Here is a 20,846-nt window from a genome sequence, read left to right as displayed (position 1 = left end):
TTGATGGAAAAAGAAGCCCTGTGTCAGGCCTTGTTAACGGTCAGAAATACCACCGAAACCATTTGCGAACCCTTGTTGACAGAAGATTATGTCATTCAAAGCATGCCGGACGTCAGTCCGCCAAAATGGCATCTTGCCCATACCAGCTGGTTTTTTGAAACCTTTTTGTTAAACCCGCAGCACAAAAATTACCGCCTGTTTGATCAAACCTTTGGCTATTTATTTAATTCCTATTATCAAAGCATCGGCAAGCCCTACACGCGGGCACAACGAGGGTTGTTGTCGCGGCCAACCACGGAAACCGTTTACCGCTATCGCCGCCATGTGACCGATCACCTGCTGGATTTCATCGCACAAATGCCCTGTCAGCAACTGAAAGAACTCACCCCGTTACTGCTTTTGGGTCTTGAACATGAAAAACAGCATCAGGAACTGCTGTTCATGGACATCAAACATAATTTTTTTATTCATCCGGATTGGCCTGCTTACCTTCCGAGGCGCGCCAGCAGAGAAAAAGATTCTGGAAAAACCCCCTTGACCTTCAGTGACTCCGAAGGCGGCATGGTTCATATCGGGTTTGGCGATGACGGCTTTAGTTTTGATAATGAAGGACCTCGGCATGCTTGCCTACTTAAGCCTTACCGCCTGGCTAATCGTCTTATCACCAACGAAGAATACCTCGAGTTCATTGACGCAGGCGGTTATCAGCAACCACAGTGGTGGCTGGCAGACGGTTGGGATTGCGTGCAGGCCAATCAGTGGCAGGCTCCACTTTACTGGGTCAGGCAGGATAACACCTGGCAAATCTATACCTTAAACGGGATGACGCCGCTTCATCCTGACGAACCAGTGACGCATGTCAGTTATTACGAGGCGGAAGCGTATGCCCGTTTTCGTGGTGCCCGTCTGCCTCGGGAAGAGGAGTGGGAACATTTTGTCGTGAGCCAGCCCTTAACGCCGGCAAACGGCCATTTCATGGAAGAAGGCCGCTTTCATCCGGTCAATGCGGAATGTACTCACGACCCGCAGCAATTTTTTGGTGATTTATGGGAATGGACTGCCAGTGCCTTCTCCCCCTACCCCGGCTATCGCAGCGAGAACGGCTTTCTGGGGGAATACAATGGCAAATTCATGAGCAATCAGATGGTATTACGGGGAGGAAGCTGCATCACACCACAGGATCACATTCGTGCCAGCTACCGTAATTTTTTTCAGCCCGATAAGCGATGGCAGTTCAGCGGGATTCGTCTCGCCGCCGATAACCAAGGATAATAACATGAGCCAATACATTAAGCTTATTGATGAAACAAGCGATGAAAAGCAGCAGTTACGAGAAGACATCCGTCTCGGGTTGTCGCAAACCGACAAACAAATACAATCCAAATATTATTATGACGAGGTAGGTTCAGAGTTGTTTAACCAAATAACCCGTCATCCCGATTATTATTTAACCGGGTGCGAACTGGAAATCCTGCGTCGCTACAAGGAAGACATTTCCACACGGCTAGGCAGTGAGACATTCAATTTAATTGACCTCGGTCCGGGGGAAGGCATCAAGACGGGGCTTCTAATTGAGCAGTTCATTAACGACAACCGCGCCTTCACTTATGTTCCCATCGATATATCACGAAACTTCCTCGATCATGTCATTGATCGGGTCAGTGCGCAATTTTCTGGTATTGAAACCATTGCCTTAAATTCCGATTACCTGGTGGGAATGGAATGGCTTATGAACAATTGCAGTCAACGCAATGTGGTCTTGTTTCTTGGCTCAAGCATTGGCAATTTTGACCTGCAAAGCACCGCATTTTTTCTGGACACCCTGCGCACTTTCCTGCATCAGGGGGACTATGTTCTTATCGGGTTCGACCTCCGAAAGGACATTGATATTCTTATGAAAGCCTATAATGACAGCGATGGCTTAACCCGTGAATTCAATCTCAACCTGTTAAAGCGCATTAACCATGATTTGCATGGCCATTTCAATGTCGATGCCTTCTATCATTACGGCACCTACAATGTGCATACTGGCGCGATGGAAAGTTATCTCTTGAGTCTCGAAGAACAAACCGTGGACATTGATGATTTAAATACCGCCTTTACCTTCCGGAAATTTGAACCCATCCACGTGGAGACATCCTACAAATACCTTCGTTCGCAGGTTGAAAAACTGGCCGCCGATGCCCGATTCAAGATCGTAAAAAATTACACCGATCATCGCGGCTATTTTATCAACTCGCTCTGGCAGGCCGATTGATCACACCAGGGGTTGGCTATCGTCGGCCTGTGTGTTTTTTAATCCATCGTCTGTCCGCAGTTCCAGCCACACGGCGTTCATGATGGCAAAAATACAAGCCATGGCCGTGCCTAAAATCCAGGAAAAATACCACATTCTAGTCTCCTAATAAGCCGTTTCACGATTTTGGGTTACCGTTTCTTCCGTGACCTTGCCGCGCAGGACGCGATAAACCCAGGCTGTATAGAGCAGGATAATCGGCATAAAGACAACGGTGGCCACCAGCATGATGAAGAGGGTTAAATGGCTTGACGAACTGTCCCAGACAGTCAGACTCTGTGCCGGATTGGTGATGGACGGCAGAATAAACGGAAACATGCTAATACCGACAGTCGCAATAACCCCGACTAAAGACAGGGCGCTGAATGCAAAGGCGGCGACGCGGCGGGAAGCCAGCACAAACGCCATGATTGCCCCTGCAATCCCTAAAAACGGAACAGCAAGCGTCACCGGGTAATTGCTGTAATTGGTAAACCAGGCTGCCGGGGCCTTGATCACTGTTTTATAAAACGGGTTGGAAGGACCGTCGTGAACAACCGGGCTGGTCAACACATAACCATCAACCCCGCTGTAGAGGGCAATACCGCCAGCAACAAAAAGCACGACTGTCAGTAATGCACTGACTCTCGCCGCTTTGCGCGCGCGCTCTTGTAAATGGCCTGTCGTCTTTACATTTAAAAAGAAAGCGCCGTGCATGGCCAGCATGCTGACTGACAGCAATCCGCACAACAGGGCGAAGGGGTTTAACAGCGCAAAAAAGCTTCCCGTGTAAAAGGGTCTTAAGCTTTCATCGTAGTGAAAGGGAACCCCCTGCAATACATTGCCGACAGCCACGCCGAAAATTAAGGCTGGCACGGCACCCCCGACAAACAAGGCCTTGTCCCAGGTGTTACGCCAGACCGGATTGTTCAATTTCGAGCGGTATTTAAACCCGACCGGACGTAAAATCAGCGCCAGCAACACCAGCAGCATGGCCATATAGAATCCAGAAAACGACAGGGCATACAGCGCCGGCCAGGCAGCAAAAATCGCCCCGCCCCCAAGAATAAACCAGACCTGATTGCCTTCCCAGGTTGGCGCAATGCTGTTAATCAGTACCCGTCTTTCCATGTCGGTTTTAGCCAACCAGGGCAGCCACATGGCAACGCCCAGGTCAAAACCATCCATCACCGCGAACCCGATGAGCAAGACACCGAGCAGCATCCACCAGATCACACGCAACGTTTCGTAATCCAAAGGCATCAATGTTCTCCTCGTAGAAGGTTATCGGGACCAAGACGGATGTATTTAAGCATCAGAAAGACTTCGACAACGGCAAGAATGGTATAAAAGAGAACAAAACCGCCGATTGACGTTAAAACCTGAGCTGCACTGATCGACGAAGTCCCCATCATCGTGGGTAGAATACCCTGCACCGCCCAGGGTTGACGGCCATATTCCGCCACAACCCAACCTAACTCCGCGGCAATCCAGGGTAACGGTAAAGACCATAGCGCAACATGCCAATACCAGCGGGTGGTATGGAGGCGGCGTTTGACTGACAAATAAAATCCCGTGGCGAATAAGAGAATCAGGAAAATACCGCAGGCTGCCATGATGCGGAAAGAGAAAAACAGCGGCATGACGTGGGGCTTGAGATCATGGGCCGCCTGGTTGATTTGTTCCTCTGTCGCATCCACCACATTCTCGGTGTATTTTTTCAATAAAAGGCCATAGCCCAATGCGTCGCCGTGCATGGCAAAATCGGTCCTGGCAGTTTCATCGGCAGGATTTTTCTGCAAACGCGACAAGGCGTCATACGCTAACATGCCCTGACGAATTTTTGCTTTCCCCTGCTCAATTAATTCTTCAATGCCTTCCAGTTGCTCACTGAATGAACGGGTGGCAATGATGCCGAGAACATACGGAATTTTTATTTCATAATCGGTGCGTTGCATGGCTTCATTGGGTATGCCGAATACCGTCAAATCCGCGGGTGCCTTTTCGTTATGCCACATGGCTTCAATGGCAGCCAGCTTCATTTTCTGGTTACTGTTGGTGAGATAACCGCTTTCATCCCCTAAAACCACCACCGACAGCGCAGACGCCAGGCCAAACGACACCGCCACCGTCATCGATCGTTTGGCAAAATCGACATTGCGCCCGCGCAAAAGGAAATAGGCGCTGATTGACAGGACGAAAATCGCCCCGGTTACGTAACCGGCGCTGATGGTGTGGACAAATTTCGCCTGGGCCACCGGGTTGAAGATGACCTCGCTGAAATCACTGACTTCCATACGCATGGTTTGAAAATTAAAGACAGCCCCCACGGGGTTTTGCATCCAGCCATTGGCAATCAGGATCCACAACGCCGACAGGTTAGTGCCTAAAGCCAGAAGCCAGGTGCAGACCATGTGCTGGAATTGGCTGAGCTTGTCCCAGCCAAAGAAGAAGAGCCCCACAAAGGTGGCTTCCAGAAAGAAAGCCATTAAGCCTTCAATGGCCAGCGGCGCACCGAAAACGTCGCCGACATAGTGAGAATAATAAGACCAGTTGGTGCCAAATTGAAATTCCATGGTCAAACCAGTCGCCACACCCAGCACAAAATTGATGCCGAACAAAATACCCCAGTATTTGACCATCTGCCGCCAGATGTCGCGCCCGGTCATCACGTAGACGGTTTCCATAATGGCAAGCAACAGCGAAAGGCCGAGGGTTAAAGGGACAAACAGGAAATGGTACAGGGCCGTTAAGGCAAACTGCAGGCGGGAAAGATCAACGACATCACTACCAGGAATCATAATTACCTCGACTGATGGTTAGGGTACAGGCTATTTCATCGATGGTTTCTCATCAAGAACAGACGATCCCAGTAACCATTGCCTTGCATCCATGACAGGCTTTTTAACGTGACTGAAACAAACCCACCACAACAGAAAAAGCAGTATCAATTTAACCAGCAAGGTAAGAGAGATATCACGTGTCAGAGGTTTCATTTTCAAGTCCAAACCAGGCATGGTAATGGGAAACCCCTATATTCTGTCACCATTGCGATGCTTCAACAAGTAGTGACGTTATTCACTTTGCAAAAAGTGAAGCCTATGCAAAAATTTAGCCTTATTATTGATATGGCAGGGTTTATCATGACCGAAACGATTCATATTGACTATGAAGAAAATCCATCGCCGCAGGACACCCAGATTTTGGGAGATGGCCTCATCGCTTACGCGAAATTGAAAAAAAACCAACCAACCATCCGTACCTTTGCATTCTTCCTGCGCGATAAAACCAATACCATTCAAGGCGGATGTCATGGCTCGATGTATTATGGCTGTTTGTATATCGATCTTTTGTGGATTGATCACCACTTAAGGGGAGCACAATGGGGAACAAAGCTCATGCGCTGTGCAGAAGAATTAGGCAAAGCGAATGGCTGTCTGTTTTCAACGGTCAATACCATGGATTGGGAGGCACTCGGTTTTTATCAGAAGCTCGGTTATGACGTGGAATATCAGCGTTCAGGGTACCTGCATGATTCAACCCTTTATTTTCTGAAAAAAGAGTTTGACAGAACAGGTTACCCTGATGGGGATCATCATGGCGGGTAAACCCGTGGAGTACTGGCGAAAGGAGTTTGAAACCTATTCATCCTGGAATCATAAATTAAATGCCAAACCACGCATCGCCGGTAAAGTGCCCGCGACCTGGTTTGCCTGCATGGCCGCCATCAAACTCCTGTGCGACTATTCCGCCAGCTTCCGCTTCAGCCCATCAAGCCTGGGAGGCGGCTATGGTTTTAACCGGTTTTGGGCAGGGCGCTGGGGTACCCACCATGGCAATGAAGTCCGGGAAGCCCTGAAGGACATCGAAAAAACAGGCGCAAGCACCCGTTCAATCCCCCTGTTGCTGGCCATCCTTAAACAGAAACTGGAAGGAAAGACCCTCTCATGCGATGGCGATCTCTCGCGCATCCTGCAGGTTATCCAGGAAAAAACCGGCGTAAATCTGCAAAACTGCGGGGAGCTGACACCTAATCACTGCGCAAGGACACAATCGGTTCAAGCTTCGCCGCCCGTTTAGCGGGATAAAAACCAAAAAAGACGCCTGTCGCCACCGAAACAAGAAACCCGGCGAAAGGAGGCATCCAGTAAAAGATAAAGGGCCAATCGCTGAAATAGGCCATGATGCGGGTGAACAGCAGGCCTAAAATGACGCCGAGAATACCACCCAGCAGAGACAGCATCACTGATTCCATCAGAAACAGCGCCTGAATTTCACGGTTCTTAGCCCCCACCGCCTTGCGTATCCCGATCTCCTTTTTGCGTTCGCTGACAGAAACCAGCATGACATTCATGACGCCGATGCCGCCCACCAGCAGAGAGATGCTGCCGATGACAGCAAGCAGGAGCGTAAAAATCTGCCCCTGGCTTTCCATGCTGGCAATGATTTGTTTCGCACTGCGCGGAAACACCTGCAATTTTGGCGATTGCGCGGTAATGACCTGTTTGATGTCATCAATGATCTCATCAATGGCACTTTCGGGTTTAAGCAATAACACAGCATTATTGACTTTGCTGTCTTTGCTGATTAAAGGCATGCCCGCTATCGGCACAATCACAGCCTGATTGATGTCTTCATTAAAAAAGCCATTTTCCTGCCAGGGCTTGGCGACGCCGATGATGGTGTACAGCGCCCGTCCAATTTGCAGTTGTTTGCCAATGGGATCATCCTGCGTGACTTGCTTCATTTGCCTGGCGATGCCATCGCCAATCACGCAATAATGCTCAAACGATTCGACAAAAGAAACAAAATGCCCCTGCGTCAGTTCAATATGAATGATTTTTTTCAGGGACTCATCCGCGCCGATGATGGCCCCCTGCAGGGTCTGGCCGGCAAAGCTCATCGGTTGATACGCCGTAGCATACGGGGCAATTTGCAGGATGGCAGGAATACGATCTGGCAGTTGCCGCCAAACCGGCAAAGGCACTTCGCTGGTCTCGCTATGGGATTTGCTTTGCTCTTTCTGATAAACGGCGATGGCTAACAGATCAGTGCCCAGGGCTTTAAACTGGGCTAAGGCTTTTTCCGTGGCCAGCTGGCCGCAACTGATTAAGGCAACCACAGCAGCCGTGCCCACCAAAATACCCAGCACAGCCAGAAAAGCACGCAATTTGGCCGCACCGAGATTAATTAAAGCCTGTTGACCGTGATTAAGAAAGCTCATTGGCAGCTCTCAGAAACAATTTGCCCATCGGCAAGGGTAATACGCCGGGCACATTGTGCGGCCACCTGCTCATCATGAGTCACCATAATGATGGTGCGCCCTTCGCGGTGAAGGTTTAAAAATAAATTCATGACATCAGTCCCGGTCCGCGAATCAAGGGCGCCGGTCGGCTCATCCGCGAGAATGACCTGCGGCTCACCCACCAGGGCACGGGCAATCGCCACCCGTTGTTGCTGCCCCCCGGATAACTGCGTCGGACGATGCAGGGCAAAATCCTGCATGGACACCTTCGCCAGGGCAACCATCACCCGCTCTTCAATCTCCTGCGCGGGCACGTGACGATAAATCAGCGGCAGGGCGACATTCTGGCGCGCGGTAAATCGCGGCAATAAATTAAACTGCTGAAAAACAAAACCGATTTTCAGATTACGCAGCGCTGCCAACTCGTCCTCATCAAGACCGGCAATGTTGCGCTGATTAAGCCAATACTCGCCTTCATCCGCTTTATCCAGTAAACCGATGATATTCATCAACGTTGATTTTCCTGAACCGGAAGCACCGACGATGGCCAACAAATCGCCGTGTTCCACTCTCAGGGAAACGCGCTTGAGCACCTGACTGACAACGTCGCCAATGTGATAGGTTTTGACCAACTGCCGGATGTCAATTAACGGTTGATTAGCCATATTCAACGACGTCGCCCTCTTTCAACCCTTCATTGACAATCACCTTGTCTGCTTCAGCCGCACCGGTGGTGATCACGCGTTTTTCAAGTTGCCCCTTCGGTGTGCGGACCATCACGACACTGGCGCCTTTTTCCTGTTTCACGGCAGCAATCGGAACCATCAGGCTGGTGTCGCTGTCGACACTCAACTGGATGTTGGCGCTCATGCCCACCTTGATCCAGCGGCGTTGCTCAGGGGTTAAATTTTTCACTTCCACGATGGCATTGAAGGAAGGCAGGCCGCCGCCGCTTGTCAACGACGCCTGGGCATTAACGGCCACCAGTTGACCATGTAAAACCTGTTTACCCAAAGCGACACCGGTAATGGTTGCCTCCATGCCGGTATGAATTTTATCAATGTCAATTTCGGGTACATCAATTTCCACACTGATACCGCTTAAATCGCCCACCAAAGCAATGACTTGCCCGGCTTTGACATTCGCGCCCACGGCAATACGGCTGCTTTTTTCATCCGAGGATTTTGGCGGATAAAGCAGAACCCCTGTCGCAGGCGCCTTGAGATGAATGCGGTTATGCTGGGTAGTCAAGGCCTGGCGCACTTTATCAAACTGCGAGATACTTAATGTCGACAGGTTCTGTCCTTTTTGATCATCCATTTTTTCAAGCATTTCGGTCAATTTGCGCGTCGCCTGCATTAAAGTCACCCGTGCGGTATCCAGGCTTGATTTTTCACTCAGATAATTGTTTTTGGAGAGCAGGCCTGCGTCCCAGAGATCCTGCGTGCCGGTGAATTTGGCCTTGGCAATGCTGAAACTGTCTTTGGCTTTAAGGTAATCCGTCAAGGTTTCATTGTACTGTTTTTGCAATTCACTGGAATTTAAGACGACAACGACTTCATCCTTACCCACCAGTTGACCATAGTGATAGTGCATGGTCTCAACGACAGCATCCATGGGACTGCTTAAGGTGCTTTCATTCAGCGGCTGAATATTCCCGGTGAAGTAGAGCGACTTGTGCAGAACTTCAGGCTTGACCACGTAACGCTGGGCATGCTCCTGTTTTATCTCCTTTTTGCCGCAGGCTGAAAGCAATAACGCGGCCAGTAAAAGCCCCAGTAATTTTAGACTAATCTTCATTCCCCGTACCTGAGTTTAATTTGCCAATGCTCCAGCGTGGTGCCAAGGACACGCTGCAGATCAGACAGTTGATTAAGGTAGGCCATTTTGGCATTGATAAGACCTGCCTGCGCCTGAATAAGCTGGTTTTGCGTGTTGCTCACATCAAGAGCACTGGCAATGCCCGCCTGCTGCTTTTTTTTCTCCAGCGCATAGGATTGCGCTGCCAGTTTGACCTGTTTTTCAGCCAGCACATAGCGTTTCGCCTGGCTTTGAATGTTATTAATCGTATTGGTAATGGTCGTAATAAGCGCCCGCCGCATGGCGATGAGATTAAGCCGGTCTTTTTCAAGCTTGACCTTGGCGTTAATCAATTGACTGCGGCGATTCACATCCTGAATAGGGACAGTGAGGGTAATATTGGCCGATTCGGTGGTATTGCGGCCATTGTAAATTCCTTTAAAACCATTGTTGCCGTCAACATCCGTCACCATGCCGCTCTGCACATTGGCACCCACATCAAGCTGCCATAACTGCTGGTTTTTGGCGACGTCATAAGCCCGCTTATCGGCCCGCAGCAGCATCTTCTGAGCGAGAAACTGGGCATTATGATTTAAGGCAATCTCGATGGATTGTTTTAAATCAGGAATGGTTACTTTATCCACAACCACATCACTGGGAACAGCCAGGCGCATTTGCGGATCCAGACCAATGGTCTGCAGCAAATCCTGTGCGGCAATCTTAAAATCATTTTCCGCCTGTTCCACCAGGAGACTTAACGATTCGATTTGATAGGATTGCTGAATGTTGGCGGTGGGTTCCAACTGGCCAGCCTTGATCTTCTTTTCATTGATCTCATACGTTTTTTGGGCCTCATCCAGTTGACGGCGCTGATTCTCAAGGTTATTGCCGCTTAATATCAACGCGCGGTAGGCGCTGATGACCTGCGTGATCTGATCGCTGACCGCCTGCTGCAAATTGATTTTATTTAACCATTCGCTGTCGATGGCATCCCGTAAGGCGGCTTCGTTCACGCCTTTGCCAAATCCCCTCAGCAAAGGTTGGGTCACTGAAAAATTAAGGACTGGACTGTTGTTGTTAAAAGCGGTGGCATTGTTCTCGAGGTTTACGGACAACTGCGTCCCTAATTTGGTTTTCAGGTCCACTTCGGGGGTTAATAAAAAACTCTTGTTGGTGCTTTTACCAATGTCCTCGAAGCGGTTGCGCTGGACGGTTGCCGAACCCGCCAGGGCATATTGCAACTCAAATTCATTATGGGCCAGACGCAATTGATAACGCTGGATAATGCGATCGAGTTCGGCATTTTTAATGTTCGGATTGTAGCGCAGGGCTAAAAGAATGGCTTCACGCAGAGTCAAATGCCGGGTTTTTCTGGTTTTGGCATCCGGTGCGGAAGGCAGCTCCACCCAATGATGGAGCATGTATTCGGGGTTGGCGATAGCCAGGGCCAGACGCTGCTCCGCTTCATCAAGACGAATGGCTTCCTCGCCGGGTTTATCCACCCAGCGATCAAGCGATGTTCCGTTGACTCCGGGCGCCGCAGCGACCCATGTTAACCGGGTCATCAACAGCAAGAGCAACGCGCAGGCTGGTCGTATTTGACGCCAACTTATCCTAAGTGACACAGAAATGAAACCTTGATAGCAATCATGTTTAAAATTAAACCACATTTTGCCTCAATACTAAAGAGGCAGATGCGCTCTTAAGCGTCAACCGACCAGACGTTTACCCGCCGCATGAGCAATAAACAACCTTTTTACCAGCAGTAGGCGATCGCAGCACGAAAGTCCCAGGCCGCGGACCCACCGCACAGGCGGCAAAGGATTGGCAAACAGGCCTTTTAATGCATCCATCAAGGCAATACTCTGCCAAACCGCATGCCGACGGTGGCGCTGATAGGCGGTAAGCAGGCGCGGCGAGGTCAGCGAGCGTCCGCTGGCTAAGCAATCCAGCCAGGCACTGACATCCGCAAGGCCAATATTCAACCCCAGTCCCGCTAAAGGATGGATAGTATGGGCGGCATCGCCTAACAGTAGCCAGTTTTTACCGGTGTACTGTCGGGCATGACGCATGACGAGTGGAAATTGATACCGCTCACTGCGCAAAGTAACGGTTCCCAGTTTATGGGCAAATGCCTTGGCCAATTGCTGATTGAACCCGTCTGGATTGAGATCAAGCAATTGCTGCGCTCGCGCAGGACTCGTAGACCAGACAATGGAGCAATGCCGGCTGTCCGCCAGAGGCAAAAACGCTAAAGGACCATCCCTGTTGAACACCTGATACGCCGTCTGTTCATGTGGCTTTTCGGTTTCTACCGTGGCAATCACCGCATGCTGATGGTAAGGCCAACTGGTTAGTCCTACCCGCAATTTTTGCCGTGTAGCGGAATTGGCACCATCGGCAATGAGCAATAACTGGCTTTGCCATTCCATGCTTGAACTCGCGACAGTCACCTGCGGCCCATCGGTATTGACGTTGACGATTTCCTGATGAGGCAACAGCACGACTTTACCCTGTTCCTGAAGGCGTAGCAGCAGCGCCTGTTTAATGACCGACTCCTCAATGATCGTCCCGAGTTTGTTCGCTGCAATCATTCTGGCGTCAAAATCGATGCTGGCGCCATTGGCCGCATCCCACACATGCATATGCTGGTAAGGCGAAAGGCGAGACGGGACCATTAATTCCCAGACCTTCAGTTCGCGCAGCAAGGACTCCGAAGCCTGATTAATGGCATAGACACGAACATCCGGCGCAGGGCTGCCCGCCGTCAATGAACCCGCATCGATAACCGCCATATCCAAACCGCGTTCGGCCATGGCCAGAGCCGCTGTCAGGCCAACGACGCCGCCGCCAACTACGATTCCATCATAAATCACTTGCATGCGCTGTTCCTTAAGTAAGAGTGATACCGCAGGCCAGATCAGACACTACACCGGCATAACCGCGGGCATAATGCGACAGAATGAACTTTAACAGGGGGGCATTGTCCATCACCATCATGCCCAGATTGCGTCCGGCTCCAAGGCCAGGAATACGACTGCTGAAAAGCGTCACCAGGCCATCGGTAAAGTGAATGATCGCCTGCTGATCATGGCGGCGCATGGCCTGGTATTGTTCCACCATGGTCGGATTGATGCCTTGCTCAATAATGACCTGGGCTAAAGCGGCCATGTCGCGAAGACCCAGATTAAACCCCTGTCCGGCTACAGGATGCAGCGTTCGGGCGGCATTACCGGCAAAAATAACCGGCCACTGGACCGTTTTAGGCATGACGACCTGTTTTAAGGGATAAACCGCACGCTCGCCCACTTTGATAAAGCGTCCCAGTTTATACCCGAATACCTGTTGCAACCGTCGTAAAAACTGCGGCTCAGGCAACGCGCTGACCGCTTTGGCTTCGGCAGGAGGAAGACACCACACCAGCGCCGAGCGACGGTTTGTCATTGGTAAAAGCGCCAGGGGGCCATTGCGGGTAAAACGCTCATAGGCCACGTGGTGATGGTCGCGATTTAATCCAATATTGGCAATGACCGCGTGCTGATGATAATCCTTACCATGCGCCGGCAAATTCAATAATTGCCTCACGGTGGATTGCCCGCCGTCTGCAGCGATAAGCAATTGCGTCTTGATCCGGCGCAATCCCTTCCCTTCGTCAATGATTGCCAGACGCTGATCATTATCCCAGGAAATCAATTTTGCCGGCGCTAACACCTGCTGCGGTGTCAATAAGGGATGCACGGCACGCTGTATGGCCTGCAAAGGGACAACATAACCTAAGGGATTGTCTTCTCTGCCCTGCAATCGCGTAGTAGCAAAACGGCCCTGCTCAGAGACATGAATGGTGGTAATCGATGTGGCGTCAGGAGCAATCGCTTGCCAGAGGTTGAGCATGTTAAGAATGGTGACGCTCGCAGGTGAAAGGGCCAGGGTTCGTGCATCAAAATCGTCCTTCAGCAAGGTACTGTAAGGCAGCGCTTCAACCATCAGAACGCGATAGGAACTGTTCGCTAAAGCCAGCATCAAGGCGGCGCCGATTAAGCCACCGCCGACGATTAAAATATCAACCTGTTCATCAACCACGCATCAACGCCTCTATTTCATCAATTTCTACTGGCAGGGCGGCAGTCAGGTTTTCATAGCCGTCTGCCGTCACCAGAATATCATCTTCTATACGAACACCAATGTTCCACCAGCGTTCATCCACACCCGGCATTCCAGCGCGGATATAAAGACCCGGTTCGACCGTCAGGACCATACCCGCCTGCAGGGGGCGCCAGTCATTGTCCAGTTTGTAACTGCCGCTGTCATGCACATCAAGACCCAGCCAATGCCCGGAATTGTGCATGTAAAACGGTTTATATGCTTCGGTCGTCACCAGCGAATCGACATCCCCCCGCAATAGCCCCAGGTCACAAAGACCCTGGGTTAAAATTCTGACCATGGTTTTCTGGACCGCATTCCAGGGCAAGCCCGGTTTAATGCAGGCAATGCCTGCACGCTGAGCCTCTAATACCAGTTGATAAATGGCACGTTGCTCTTCACTGAACTGGCCATTCACCGGAAAAGTACGGGTGATGTCAGCGGCATAATTTTCATACTCTCCTCCAGCATCAATCAACACCAGATCGCCATCACGCAGGCGTTGATTATTATCCGTGTAATGGAGAACACAGGCATTGGCACCGCTGCCGACAATGGGATCATAAGCCGGCCCACGGCATCCCTGACTAATGAACTCATGCATTAATTCGGCTTCCAGCTGGTATTCGTATTCTGCTTCGCGGCAAGCCTGCATGGCGCGCACATGGGCATTGACGGAGATGCCCGCCGCCCGCCGCATCAAATTGAGTTCGACCTCGCTTTTAAACAGGCGCATCTCGCTCAACAGCGGATCAAGATCACAGAGTGCGGCAGGCGCTTTAACACCTCGCCGAATCTGGCCTTTCAACTCATTCAGCACATGGATGATTTTTTCTTCGTAGGCCGGATGTTTACCCAGAGCATAATAGATGGCGGTTTTATCAGCCAGCAATTGCGGCAAATGGGTACCTAAAGACTCCATGGCAAACGCTTCTTTCATACCCAGGTGGCTGCAGGCGTCTTCCTGACCCAGGCGTTTGCCCGTCCATTGCTCCTGGGCAGGATTTCGCGGCCGGTTAAACAGATAACTGTCGCCTTCCTGACCGGCTATAATCACCAGCACCGCCTCTGGCTCATTAAAACCGGTGAGGTAGTAGAAATCGCTGGCCTGGCGAAAACGGTAATGGGCATCGCCATTACGCAGGACTTCATCAGCCGCCGGAACAATGGCCACGGCGCCAAAAGGCAGGGATTGCGCCAGTTGTTGTCGTCTCGTACGGTATTCTTGCTGGGTAATCATCATCTATTCCTTGTTAACTACTAACGCTCAAATCCTAATGAGCCGCATCAGGATTATCCTTATCGTGACCTTCCTGTAAATCACTGTACAACCTGAGCACGGCCATACGCGTGTACTCACTGACTTCCATCAAGGCTTTTTCGTCCTCTTCATCCACATCCAGGGATTGATAATCGAGCTCGGCAAACTCCGTGATGTGTTGCAGGGTATCCTGAGAATCTTCCTCGGTAAATTGTTCAAAACCCACACCCGCCAGGGTCATGCCCTGAGTAAATCCCTCACACCATTCACTGAATGCCTGGGCGCGAGTCAGCAGGGGTTCATGATCGTCTGGCAGCAGCAGTTGAAATTCAAAATCCAGCGTGTTGATCTGCTGTTCACTTAAAGCATAGACGCTGAACATGGCCATGGCCGCCACACGGGTAGCCTCATCCTTCCTGCTGTTCACTGCTAACGCCCGCAGGTAAGACTCGCCCTGCTGCGAGGCGCCGGCGCACAGGTAACCGCACATCATGCCGTGCAATTCGCTGCTGGAAATCGGCAAAGCCAACACCGCGATGGTTTCAGTAAAAGCCTGGTAATCAGGCAGCGTCGTCAGATGGTTTTCAACCGGCATGGTAAACTCGTTAAAACAAATGGCTAATAATAACTGATTTGCCCCAACAAGCCAAAATTGTTACCATTTACTCATTGCTGTAACCAGAAAGGCTCGCTGACATGAGTACATCCAAAACGTGTTCAATTAGGTTATTAAGTAAAACCTATGACATCAAATGCCCTGAGCATGAAACTGACAACCTGCAATTAGCCGCCCAAAAGCTGCAGGATCAATTGCTTGCCAATAAACGAAAATTCAAGCAACTGGATGACTTTAACAATCTGTTACTGGCCGCGTTGCACATCACGCATGAATTGATTAACTACCAGCGTTTACAGGAACAGCAACGCCATCAGGTCACGCAATTCATCAGCTCCCTTGAAAATAAAATCAACCAGGTGGTGAATGGCAGTCCCGAGCTGCAGCCCGACTGACCGTAAAAAGAAAGTAAATTTTACTTGCCTCTGGTGACGAACAGACCATCAGTGCTATACTGCAATTAACCCGGCAGCGAGTGATTTATGAACCAACACTCACTGACAGGGGAGCATCCTGCAGCACAGTGTTGTGCAAGCCCACCCTGAGTGGGAAGCCTGAACTGTCTCATCCGCCCCCCACTTGAACCCCAGGGTTCAAAATCTTGGCCTGTCGGGCTGTTTATAGGCTTAACTGCTCGCTTGGTTTTGTCTTTTCCTGTAAATCCCCCAACCGACCCTGATGAGCCGCCAACCATTCCAGGAACCCTAATTTTTCAGGGACGCCTAAAAGTGTTTGTTCCTGTTTTTTTGCAGCACGGTATTTCAGTTCACCTGAAAAAAACGTATGACGCAGGCCTTCGCTCTCTCGCTGTTCTCTATATTGCTGCAACTTAAACAGCGCCAGGCTTTCATCGAGTAATTCCCTGTCTTTTGGAGATAACAACAATCCCTCTTGCCCCTTAATCTGTTGACAAAGGGTTTCTATCCCGTAGTACGGCACAGCCATGGCTTTAAATTGCGCGGTTATCGCATTGCATAAGGCTACTTTGCGTGTGATGACATCGTCAATCCCACGATCCTGGTTGGCTTTAAAATGCCATAAGTCAGGCGAAAGGACTTTTAAAAAGGTCTTGCGCAGAGCCGGCAACAACGGTCGGATGGCTTCAAATTCCTTCTCTTTCAATAGAATATGGTAGCTGATGCGATGCTCCATTTGTTTGATGAGTTCGACAGCACGGTAGGGGGTGTTTCTTAAAAAACGAAGCATCGCTGATTCAGAGCGCCGCTCTTCATCCGTCGTACGTTCCCGGTAATCAATGAGAAAAGGAATCAACTCCACCCGCGCCTCGGACGTTTGGTAATACAGCAGATAAAAGAGAGCCGCCATGGACGTGATGGACATGTCGAGATTGGCTTTGGCCCCCGGTGAGCTACTCTCTGCACGTTTTTTAAGCCTCGCTGACGGGTAACAATCCATTTCCTCGTGTTCCGCATAACCAATAACCCGGCAGGTTGATTGCAGTAGGGCTGAAAGGGTCTCCGCCTTAAAAAGCCCCGGGGACTGATTAAAACGGTCAATGACTTCTTTAAAACAGAGGCTGTGATGGTCATTCACGGGAATCATTTTCTGGGCTTCGAGTTGCTTTTGAAACCGGATTAACGGCAGAACTTTTGCATCCCTTTCCCACTGGTCAGGCTTTAACGTGACAATCACATCTTGCCAATTGTTTTTAATCATCTGCCTTAAGAGTTTTTTTTCCTCCTCATCCACCGCGGAGGTTTCATCAAGCCCGCTCAACGCCTCTAAAATCCCCGTTGCCCTGTCCACCCCTAATGTCCACTTCATCTGCTGATACGCTTCAATCAGTTCCTGCAACGCTTTTTTTAAATCACCTACCGTCATGAACGCTCCTTGGTCTTGTTGATTCGTGCCCTATCCAGTCTTTAATTGTTCTTTTAACGCCAATAATTGATCCCGCACCTGCGCGGCCTGCTCAAATTCCATGTTTTCTGCGTGAGCGTGCATCCGTTTTTCCAGCATTTTAATCTGCTTCGCCAGCTGATCCGGCGGCAAATGCGCATACTCTGCTTTTTTCTCACTGGTCCGGCGTTTCGTGGCATAAGCGCCTTCCATGATATCGGCCACCGATTTGCGAATTCCTTTCGGGGTTATGCCATGTTGTTCATTAAAGTTCATCTGCTTTTTACGGCGGCGTTCGGTTTCCTCAATAGCCCGTTGCATGGAGCCGGTGATGCGGTCAGCGTAGAGCAGTGCGCGTCCGTTGATGTTACGCGCCGCACGGCCTATGGTCTGAATCAGAGAACGATCAGAACGTAAAAAGCCTTCCTTGTCGGCATCAAGGATCGCCACCAGCGCCACTTCCGGCATATCCAACCCTTCGCGCAGAAGGTTAATACCCACCAGCACATCAAATTCGCCAAGGCGAAGATCGCGGATGATTTCAACCCGTTCAACCGTATCGATGTCCGCATGCAGGTAGCGGACTTTAATGCCATGCTCGCGCAGGTAATCCGTCAAATCCTCCGCCATCCGTTTCGTCAGGGTGGTGACCAGCACGCGCTCACCCTGGCTTACAACGGCATGGATTTCAGACAGCAAATCATCCACCTGATTTCTCACCGGGCGAATCTCCACCTGAGGATCCACCAACCCGGTGGGCCTGACCACCTGCTCAGCGACATTGCCGGCCTGCTCCTGTTCAAAGGGACCTGGCGTCGCGGAGACGTAAATGGTCTGAGGCGAACGGTGGTCGAATTCCTCGAAGCGCAGCGGCCGGTTATCGAGGGCTGAGGGGAGACGGAAACCATAATTGACCAGCGTTTCTTTTCGGGCGCGATCACCCCGGTACATGCCGCCAATCTGCGGGACCGTGACATGCGATTCATCAATAATCAGCAGCGCGTCCGGCGGCAGGTAATCAAATAGGGTCGGCGGCGGTTCGCCTTCGCTGCGTCCCGATAAATAGCGGGAATAATTTTCAATGCCTGAGCAATAACCCAGCTCAAGCATCATTTCAATGTCAAAACAGGTGCGCTGCTGCAGGCGCTGTGCCTCCAGCAGTTTGTTTTCGCGGGTAAAATAGTCAACCCGTTCCTTGAGCTCTTCCTTCACCCAGTCAACTGTTTGCAGAATACGCTCTCTCGGCGTGACATAATGGGTTTTGGGGAAAATCGTCACCCTTGGCACGCGCTGCAGCACTTCACCGGTCAGGGGGTCAAAAAAGGACAGGTTTTCGACTTCGTCGTCAAACAACTCAATGCGCACCGCACTTTTTTCAGAATCGGCGGGGAACACATCGATGATGTCGCCGTGCACCCGGAATTGCCCCCGCTCCAGAGAAACCTGGCTGCGGATGTATTGCATTTCAGCAAGTCGTTTTAATATTTTACGCTGATCACATTGTTCTCCGCGAGAGAGATGTAATAACATACGCAGGTAAGAATCCGGATCACCCAGACCGTAAATTGCCGATACGGTGGCGACGATAATCGCATCCCGACGCTCAATCAGTGCTTTGGTCGCTGACAGACGCATTTGTTCAATGTGCTCATTGATGGAGGCGTCTTTTTCGATAAAGGTATCGGAGGAAGGGACGTACGCTTCCGGTTGATAGTAGTCATAATACGAGACGAAATACTCAACGGCATTGTCGGGAAAATACGCTTTGAATTCGCCGTACAACTGCGCTGCCAGCGTCTTGTTGGGCGCCATGATCAATGCCGGCCGTTTCATGGCCTGGATAACATGGGCAATGGTAAAGGTTTTACCCGAGCCAGTCACCCCAAGCAGCGTCTGGCGGGCCAATCCCGATTGCAGGCCATCGATCAGCGAGGCAATCGCGGTGGGTTGATCGCCGGCCGGTTGGTAATCGGCATAGAGTTTAAAAACGTTTTTCATACGAGTAACCGGGTGTTGTAATTGCCTAAAATTAAGGCAGACAGTTAACATCCTAGCATAGGAGTTTAAAAATGAATATCACACTAGCCGGCCGTGTGCAGCAAGTCAAGCCGTCGCCGACATTAGCTGTCGCGGCCAAAGCAGCGCAGATGAAGGCCGATGGGCTTGACGTCATTGGCCTGGGTGCCGGTGAACCTGATTTTGATACCCCAATGCACATCAAGAAAGCGGCCATTGCCGCCATTGAGGCCGGCTTCACCAAATACACCGCCGTGGACGGCATTCCCGAACTCAAGCAGGCCATACGCGACAAGTTCAAACGCGACAACAACCTGGAGTACCAACTCAATCAGATTTTAGTCTCTGTCGGCGGCAAACAAAGCATTTTTAACCTGTGCCAGGCCTTCATCGACGAAGGCGACGAGGTTTTAATTCCAGGCCCCTATTGGGTCTCCTACCCGGACATCGTCCTGCTCGCTGGCGGCACACCGGTGATTATCCCATCAACGCCCGCCCAGCGCTTTAAAATCACGGCAGACCAGCTCAAACAAGCCATCACGCCAAAAACCAAAATGATTTTTATCAACAGCCCATCCAATCCATCGGGTGTTGCTTATAGTTTAGCGGAATTAAAAGCCCTGGGTGAGGTTTTGAAACAACACCCACAGATTCTCATTGCGACAGACGACATGTACGAACACATTCTCTGGTCACAGCCTTTCTGCAATATTTTGAATGCCTGCCCGGAATTGTATGAGCGCACCATCGTGCTGAATGGCGTATCGAAAGCCTACTCCATGACCGGTTGGCGCATAGGCTATGCCGCCGGACCCGCGGTGCTCATCAACGCCATGAAAACCGTGCAATCGCAATCGACGTCCAACCCCTGCTCCATTGCCCAGCGTGCATCAGTAGCCGCTTTAAACGGCGGGTTGGAAACCGTGCAGGAGATGGTCAAGGCCTTCCATCAACGCCACAACGACATTGTTGAACGCCTTGAAGCCATTCCCGGCATAGAAACCATTCCTGCCGATGGGACATTTTATATCTTCCCCAATGTGCAGGCGGTTATCGAACGAAAGGGCTTTGTCAATGACATGGAGTTTTCTGAAAAACTGTTAAAAGAAACCGGCGTCGCCTTAGTACCCGGTTCCGCCTTCGGCAATGAGGGTTGTATCCGCCTGTCCTTTGCCACCAGCATGGACATCATCCGCGACGCCATGGATCGCTTAGCCCGTTTTTGTCAATAAACAAAAAAAAGTTCCGTAATCCCTTGACCACCAGGCGGAATCAATTTAAGATTCCGCCCTATTCCCCGGTAGCTCAGCCGGTAGAGCGGATGACTGTTAATCATTAGGTCACAGGTTCGAGTCCTGTCCGGGGAGCCAAATCCAGTCTGGGTTTTGGTAAATCACTCAAACAAATCACGATCACTACAGAAACCCGCTTTCAATCAATTATTTCAAGTGGCGTCAGATTCCCCTAATCACCAAGTCCTTTTCTTAATCAGCAAAACAGTTACAAACGATTACATGCTCCACAGGGAACTATAATTTGCTCTTATAGCCCAAAATATAGCCTTAACGCTCCGTTAATAACCGCATGCCATAATACCTTCTTTTTATCAAAAATAGTGTAGCAGGTATCTCAT

The 20,846-nt window shown here is 50.5% G+C and carries 20 protein-coding genes, 1 tRNA gene and 1 other RNA gene; 8 read left to right on the top strand and 14 right to left on the bottom strand.

Annotated elements, in window-relative coordinates:
- The first annotated feature begins 3 nt into the window (after nucleotides 1-3).
- Nucleotides 4-1,272 carry an ergothioneine biosynthesis protein EgtB gene (egtB, locus tag Lrub_RS13820; protein ID WP_058532679.1) on the top strand — a complete coding sequence of 423 codons (1,269 nt, stop codon included), beginning with the start codon at nucleotides 4-6 and terminating at the stop codon, nucleotides 1,270-1,272.
- 4 nt (nucleotides 1,273-1,276) lie between these two features.
- Nucleotides 1,277-2,257 carry an L-histidine N(alpha)-methyltransferase gene (egtD, locus tag Lrub_RS13815; RefSeq protein WP_058532678.1) on the top strand — a complete coding sequence of 327 codons (981 nt, stop codon included), beginning with the start codon at nucleotides 1,277-1,279 and terminating at the stop codon, nucleotides 2,255-2,257.
- Here egtD and cydX read toward each other — a convergent pair whose 3' ends face one another.
- The 4 genes from cydX to cydP are packed head-to-tail and all read right to left on the bottom strand — an operon-like array spanning nucleotide 2,258 to nucleotide 5,271.
- Entirely contained in the window at nucleotides 2,258-2,392 is a 135-nt protein-coding gene (gene cydX, locus Lrub_RS14465; protein WP_065235775.1) for a cytochrome bd-I oxidase subunit CydX, read from the bottom strand.
- Nucleotides 2,393-2,401: 9 nt separating this feature from the next.
- Nucleotides 2,402-3,538 carry a cytochrome d ubiquinol oxidase subunit II gene (gene cydB, locus Lrub_RS13810; RefSeq protein ID WP_058532677.1) on the bottom strand — a complete coding sequence of 379 codons (1,137 nt, stop codon included), beginning with the start codon at nucleotides 3,536-3,538 and terminating at the stop codon, nucleotides 2,402-2,404.
- Nucleotides 3,538-5,076 carry a cytochrome ubiquinol oxidase subunit I gene (locus Lrub_RS13805; RefSeq protein ID WP_058532676.1) on the bottom strand — a complete coding sequence of 513 codons (1,539 nt, stop codon included), beginning with the start codon at nucleotides 5,074-5,076 and terminating at the stop codon, nucleotides 3,538-3,540. The genes cydB and Lrub_RS13805 overlap by 1 nt, the downstream gene beginning before the upstream one ends.
- A 30-nt stretch (nucleotides 5,077-5,106) precedes the next feature.
- Nucleotides 5,107-5,271, bottom strand: a complete 165-nt coding sequence (gene cydP, locus Lrub_RS14980; RefSeq protein ID WP_164480557.1) for a cytochrome oxidase putative small subunit CydP — start codon at nucleotides 5,269-5,271, stop codon at nucleotides 5,107-5,109.
- A gap of 147 nt (nucleotides 5,272-5,418) precedes the next feature.
- On the opposite strand from cydP, the gene Lrub_RS13795 reads away from it, so the two are divergent.
- Nucleotides 5,419-5,883 (top strand): GNAT family N-acetyltransferase, encoded by a 465-nt coding sequence (locus tag Lrub_RS13795; protein WP_065235781.1) that lies wholly within the window; start codon nucleotides 5,419-5,421, stop codon nucleotides 5,881-5,883.
- Nucleotides 5,840-6,355, top strand: a complete 516-nt coding sequence (locus tag Lrub_RS13790; protein ID WP_133134102.1) for a hypothetical protein — start codon at nucleotides 5,840-5,842, stop codon at nucleotides 6,353-6,355. The genes Lrub_RS13795 and Lrub_RS13790 overlap by 44 nt, the downstream gene beginning before the upstream one ends.
- Here the strand turns inward: Lrub_RS13790 and Lrub_RS13785 are convergent.
- The 8 genes from Lrub_RS13785 to Lrub_RS13750 all read right to left on the bottom strand — a co-directional run bounded on the left by Lrub_RS13785 (nucleotide 6,306) and on the right by Lrub_RS13750 (nucleotide 15,316).
- Complete coding sequence (locus Lrub_RS13785) at nucleotides 6,306-7,499, bottom strand: ABC transporter permease (RefSeq protein WP_058532673.1); 1,194 nt, start codon at nucleotides 7,497-7,499, stop codon at nucleotides 6,306-6,308. The two genes, Lrub_RS13790 and Lrub_RS13785, sit on opposite strands and share 50 nt — an antisense overlap.
- Nucleotides 7,496-8,185 (bottom strand): ABC transporter ATP-binding protein, encoded by a 690-nt coding sequence (locus Lrub_RS13780; RefSeq protein WP_082651522.1) that lies wholly within the window; start codon nucleotides 8,183-8,185, stop codon nucleotides 7,496-7,498. Before Lrub_RS13780 ends, Lrub_RS13785 begins: the two co-directional genes overlap by 4 nt.
- Nucleotides 8,178-9,320 carry an efflux RND transporter periplasmic adaptor subunit gene (locus tag Lrub_RS13775; RefSeq protein WP_058532672.1) on the bottom strand — a complete coding sequence of 381 codons (1,143 nt, stop codon included), beginning with the start codon at nucleotides 9,318-9,320 and terminating at the stop codon, nucleotides 8,178-8,180. Before Lrub_RS13775 ends, Lrub_RS13780 begins: the two co-directional genes overlap by 8 nt.
- Nucleotides 9,317-10,885 carry a TolC family protein gene (locus Lrub_RS13770; protein ID WP_133134101.1) on the bottom strand — a complete coding sequence of 523 codons (1,569 nt, stop codon included), beginning with the start codon at nucleotides 10,883-10,885 and terminating at the stop codon, nucleotides 9,317-9,319. The genes Lrub_RS13775 and Lrub_RS13770 overlap by 4 nt, the downstream gene beginning before the upstream one ends.
- A gap of 144 nt (nucleotides 10,886-11,029) precedes the next feature.
- Nucleotides 11,030-12,202, bottom strand: coding sequence for an FAD-dependent monooxygenase (locus Lrub_RS13765; protein WP_058532671.1), 1,173 nt, complete (start codon nucleotides 12,200-12,202; stop codon nucleotides 11,030-11,032).
- Between the two features lie 10 nt (nucleotides 12,203-12,212).
- Entirely contained in the window at nucleotides 12,213-13,400 is a 1,188-nt protein-coding gene (locus tag Lrub_RS13760) for an FAD-dependent monooxygenase (protein WP_058532670.1), read from the bottom strand.
- Complete coding sequence (gene pepP / locus Lrub_RS13755; RefSeq protein WP_058532669.1) at nucleotides 13,393-14,700, bottom strand: Xaa-Pro aminopeptidase; 1,308 nt, start codon at nucleotides 14,698-14,700, stop codon at nucleotides 13,393-13,395. The genes Lrub_RS13760 and pepP overlap by 8 nt, the downstream gene beginning before the upstream one ends.
- A 34-nt stretch (nucleotides 14,701-14,734) precedes the next feature.
- Nucleotides 14,735-15,316: a UPF0149 family protein gene (locus Lrub_RS13750; RefSeq protein WP_058532668.1), complete on the bottom strand. Its 582-nt coding sequence runs from the start codon at nucleotides 15,314-15,316 to the stop codon at nucleotides 14,735-14,737.
- A 101-nt stretch (nucleotides 15,317-15,417) separates the two neighbouring features.
- On the opposite strand from Lrub_RS13750, the gene Lrub_RS13745 reads away from it, so the two are divergent.
- Both Lrub_RS13745 and ssrS read left to right on the top strand, forming a co-directional pair.
- The gene (locus tag Lrub_RS13745) at nucleotides 15,418-15,732 is read left to right on the top strand and encodes a cell division protein ZapA (RefSeq protein WP_058532667.1); all 315 of its coding nucleotides are present in this window, start codon (nucleotides 15,418-15,420) and stop codon (nucleotides 15,730-15,732) included.
- A gap of 64 nt (nucleotides 15,733-15,796) precedes the next feature.
- A non-coding RNA gene (gene ssrS / locus Lrub_RS14460) (6S RNA) lies at nucleotides 15,797-15,957 on the top strand.
- Here ssrS and Lrub_RS13740 read toward each other — a convergent pair.
- Together Lrub_RS13740 and uvrB are read right to left on the bottom strand one after the other, a co-directional pair.
- The gene (locus Lrub_RS13740) at nucleotides 15,956-17,179 is read right to left on the bottom strand and encodes a hypothetical protein (protein ID WP_058532666.1); all 1,224 of its coding nucleotides are present in this window, start codon (nucleotides 17,177-17,179) and stop codon (nucleotides 15,956-15,958) included. The two genes, ssrS and Lrub_RS13740, sit on opposite strands and share 2 nt — an antisense overlap.
- A gap of 30 nt (nucleotides 17,180-17,209) precedes the next feature.
- Nucleotides 17,210-19,195, bottom strand: a complete 1,986-nt coding sequence (gene uvrB, locus Lrub_RS13735; protein WP_058532665.1) for an excinuclease ABC subunit UvrB — start codon at nucleotides 19,193-19,195, stop codon at nucleotides 17,210-17,212.
- A 71-nt stretch (nucleotides 19,196-19,266) separates the two neighbouring features.
- Here uvrB and Lrub_RS13730 point away from each other — a divergent pair, with 71 nt between their 5' ends.
- Complete coding sequence (locus Lrub_RS13730; protein WP_058532664.1) at nucleotides 19,267-20,445, top strand: pyridoxal phosphate-dependent aminotransferase; 1,179 nt, start codon at nucleotides 19,267-19,269, stop codon at nucleotides 20,443-20,445.
- Nucleotides 20,446-20,507: 62 nt separating this feature from the next.
- A tRNA-Asn gene (locus Lrub_RS13725) sits at nucleotides 20,508-20,583 on the top strand.
- The last annotated feature ends 263 nt before the right edge of the window (nucleotides 20,584-20,846 follow it).

The sequence above is a fragment of the Legionella rubrilucens genome, from assembly GCF_001468125.1.
GTDB classification, from domain to species: domain Bacteria; phylum Pseudomonadota; class Gammaproteobacteria; order Legionellales; family Legionellaceae; genus Legionella_C; species Legionella_C rubrilucens.
This window is presented reverse-complemented; position numbering and strand designations above follow the sequence as displayed.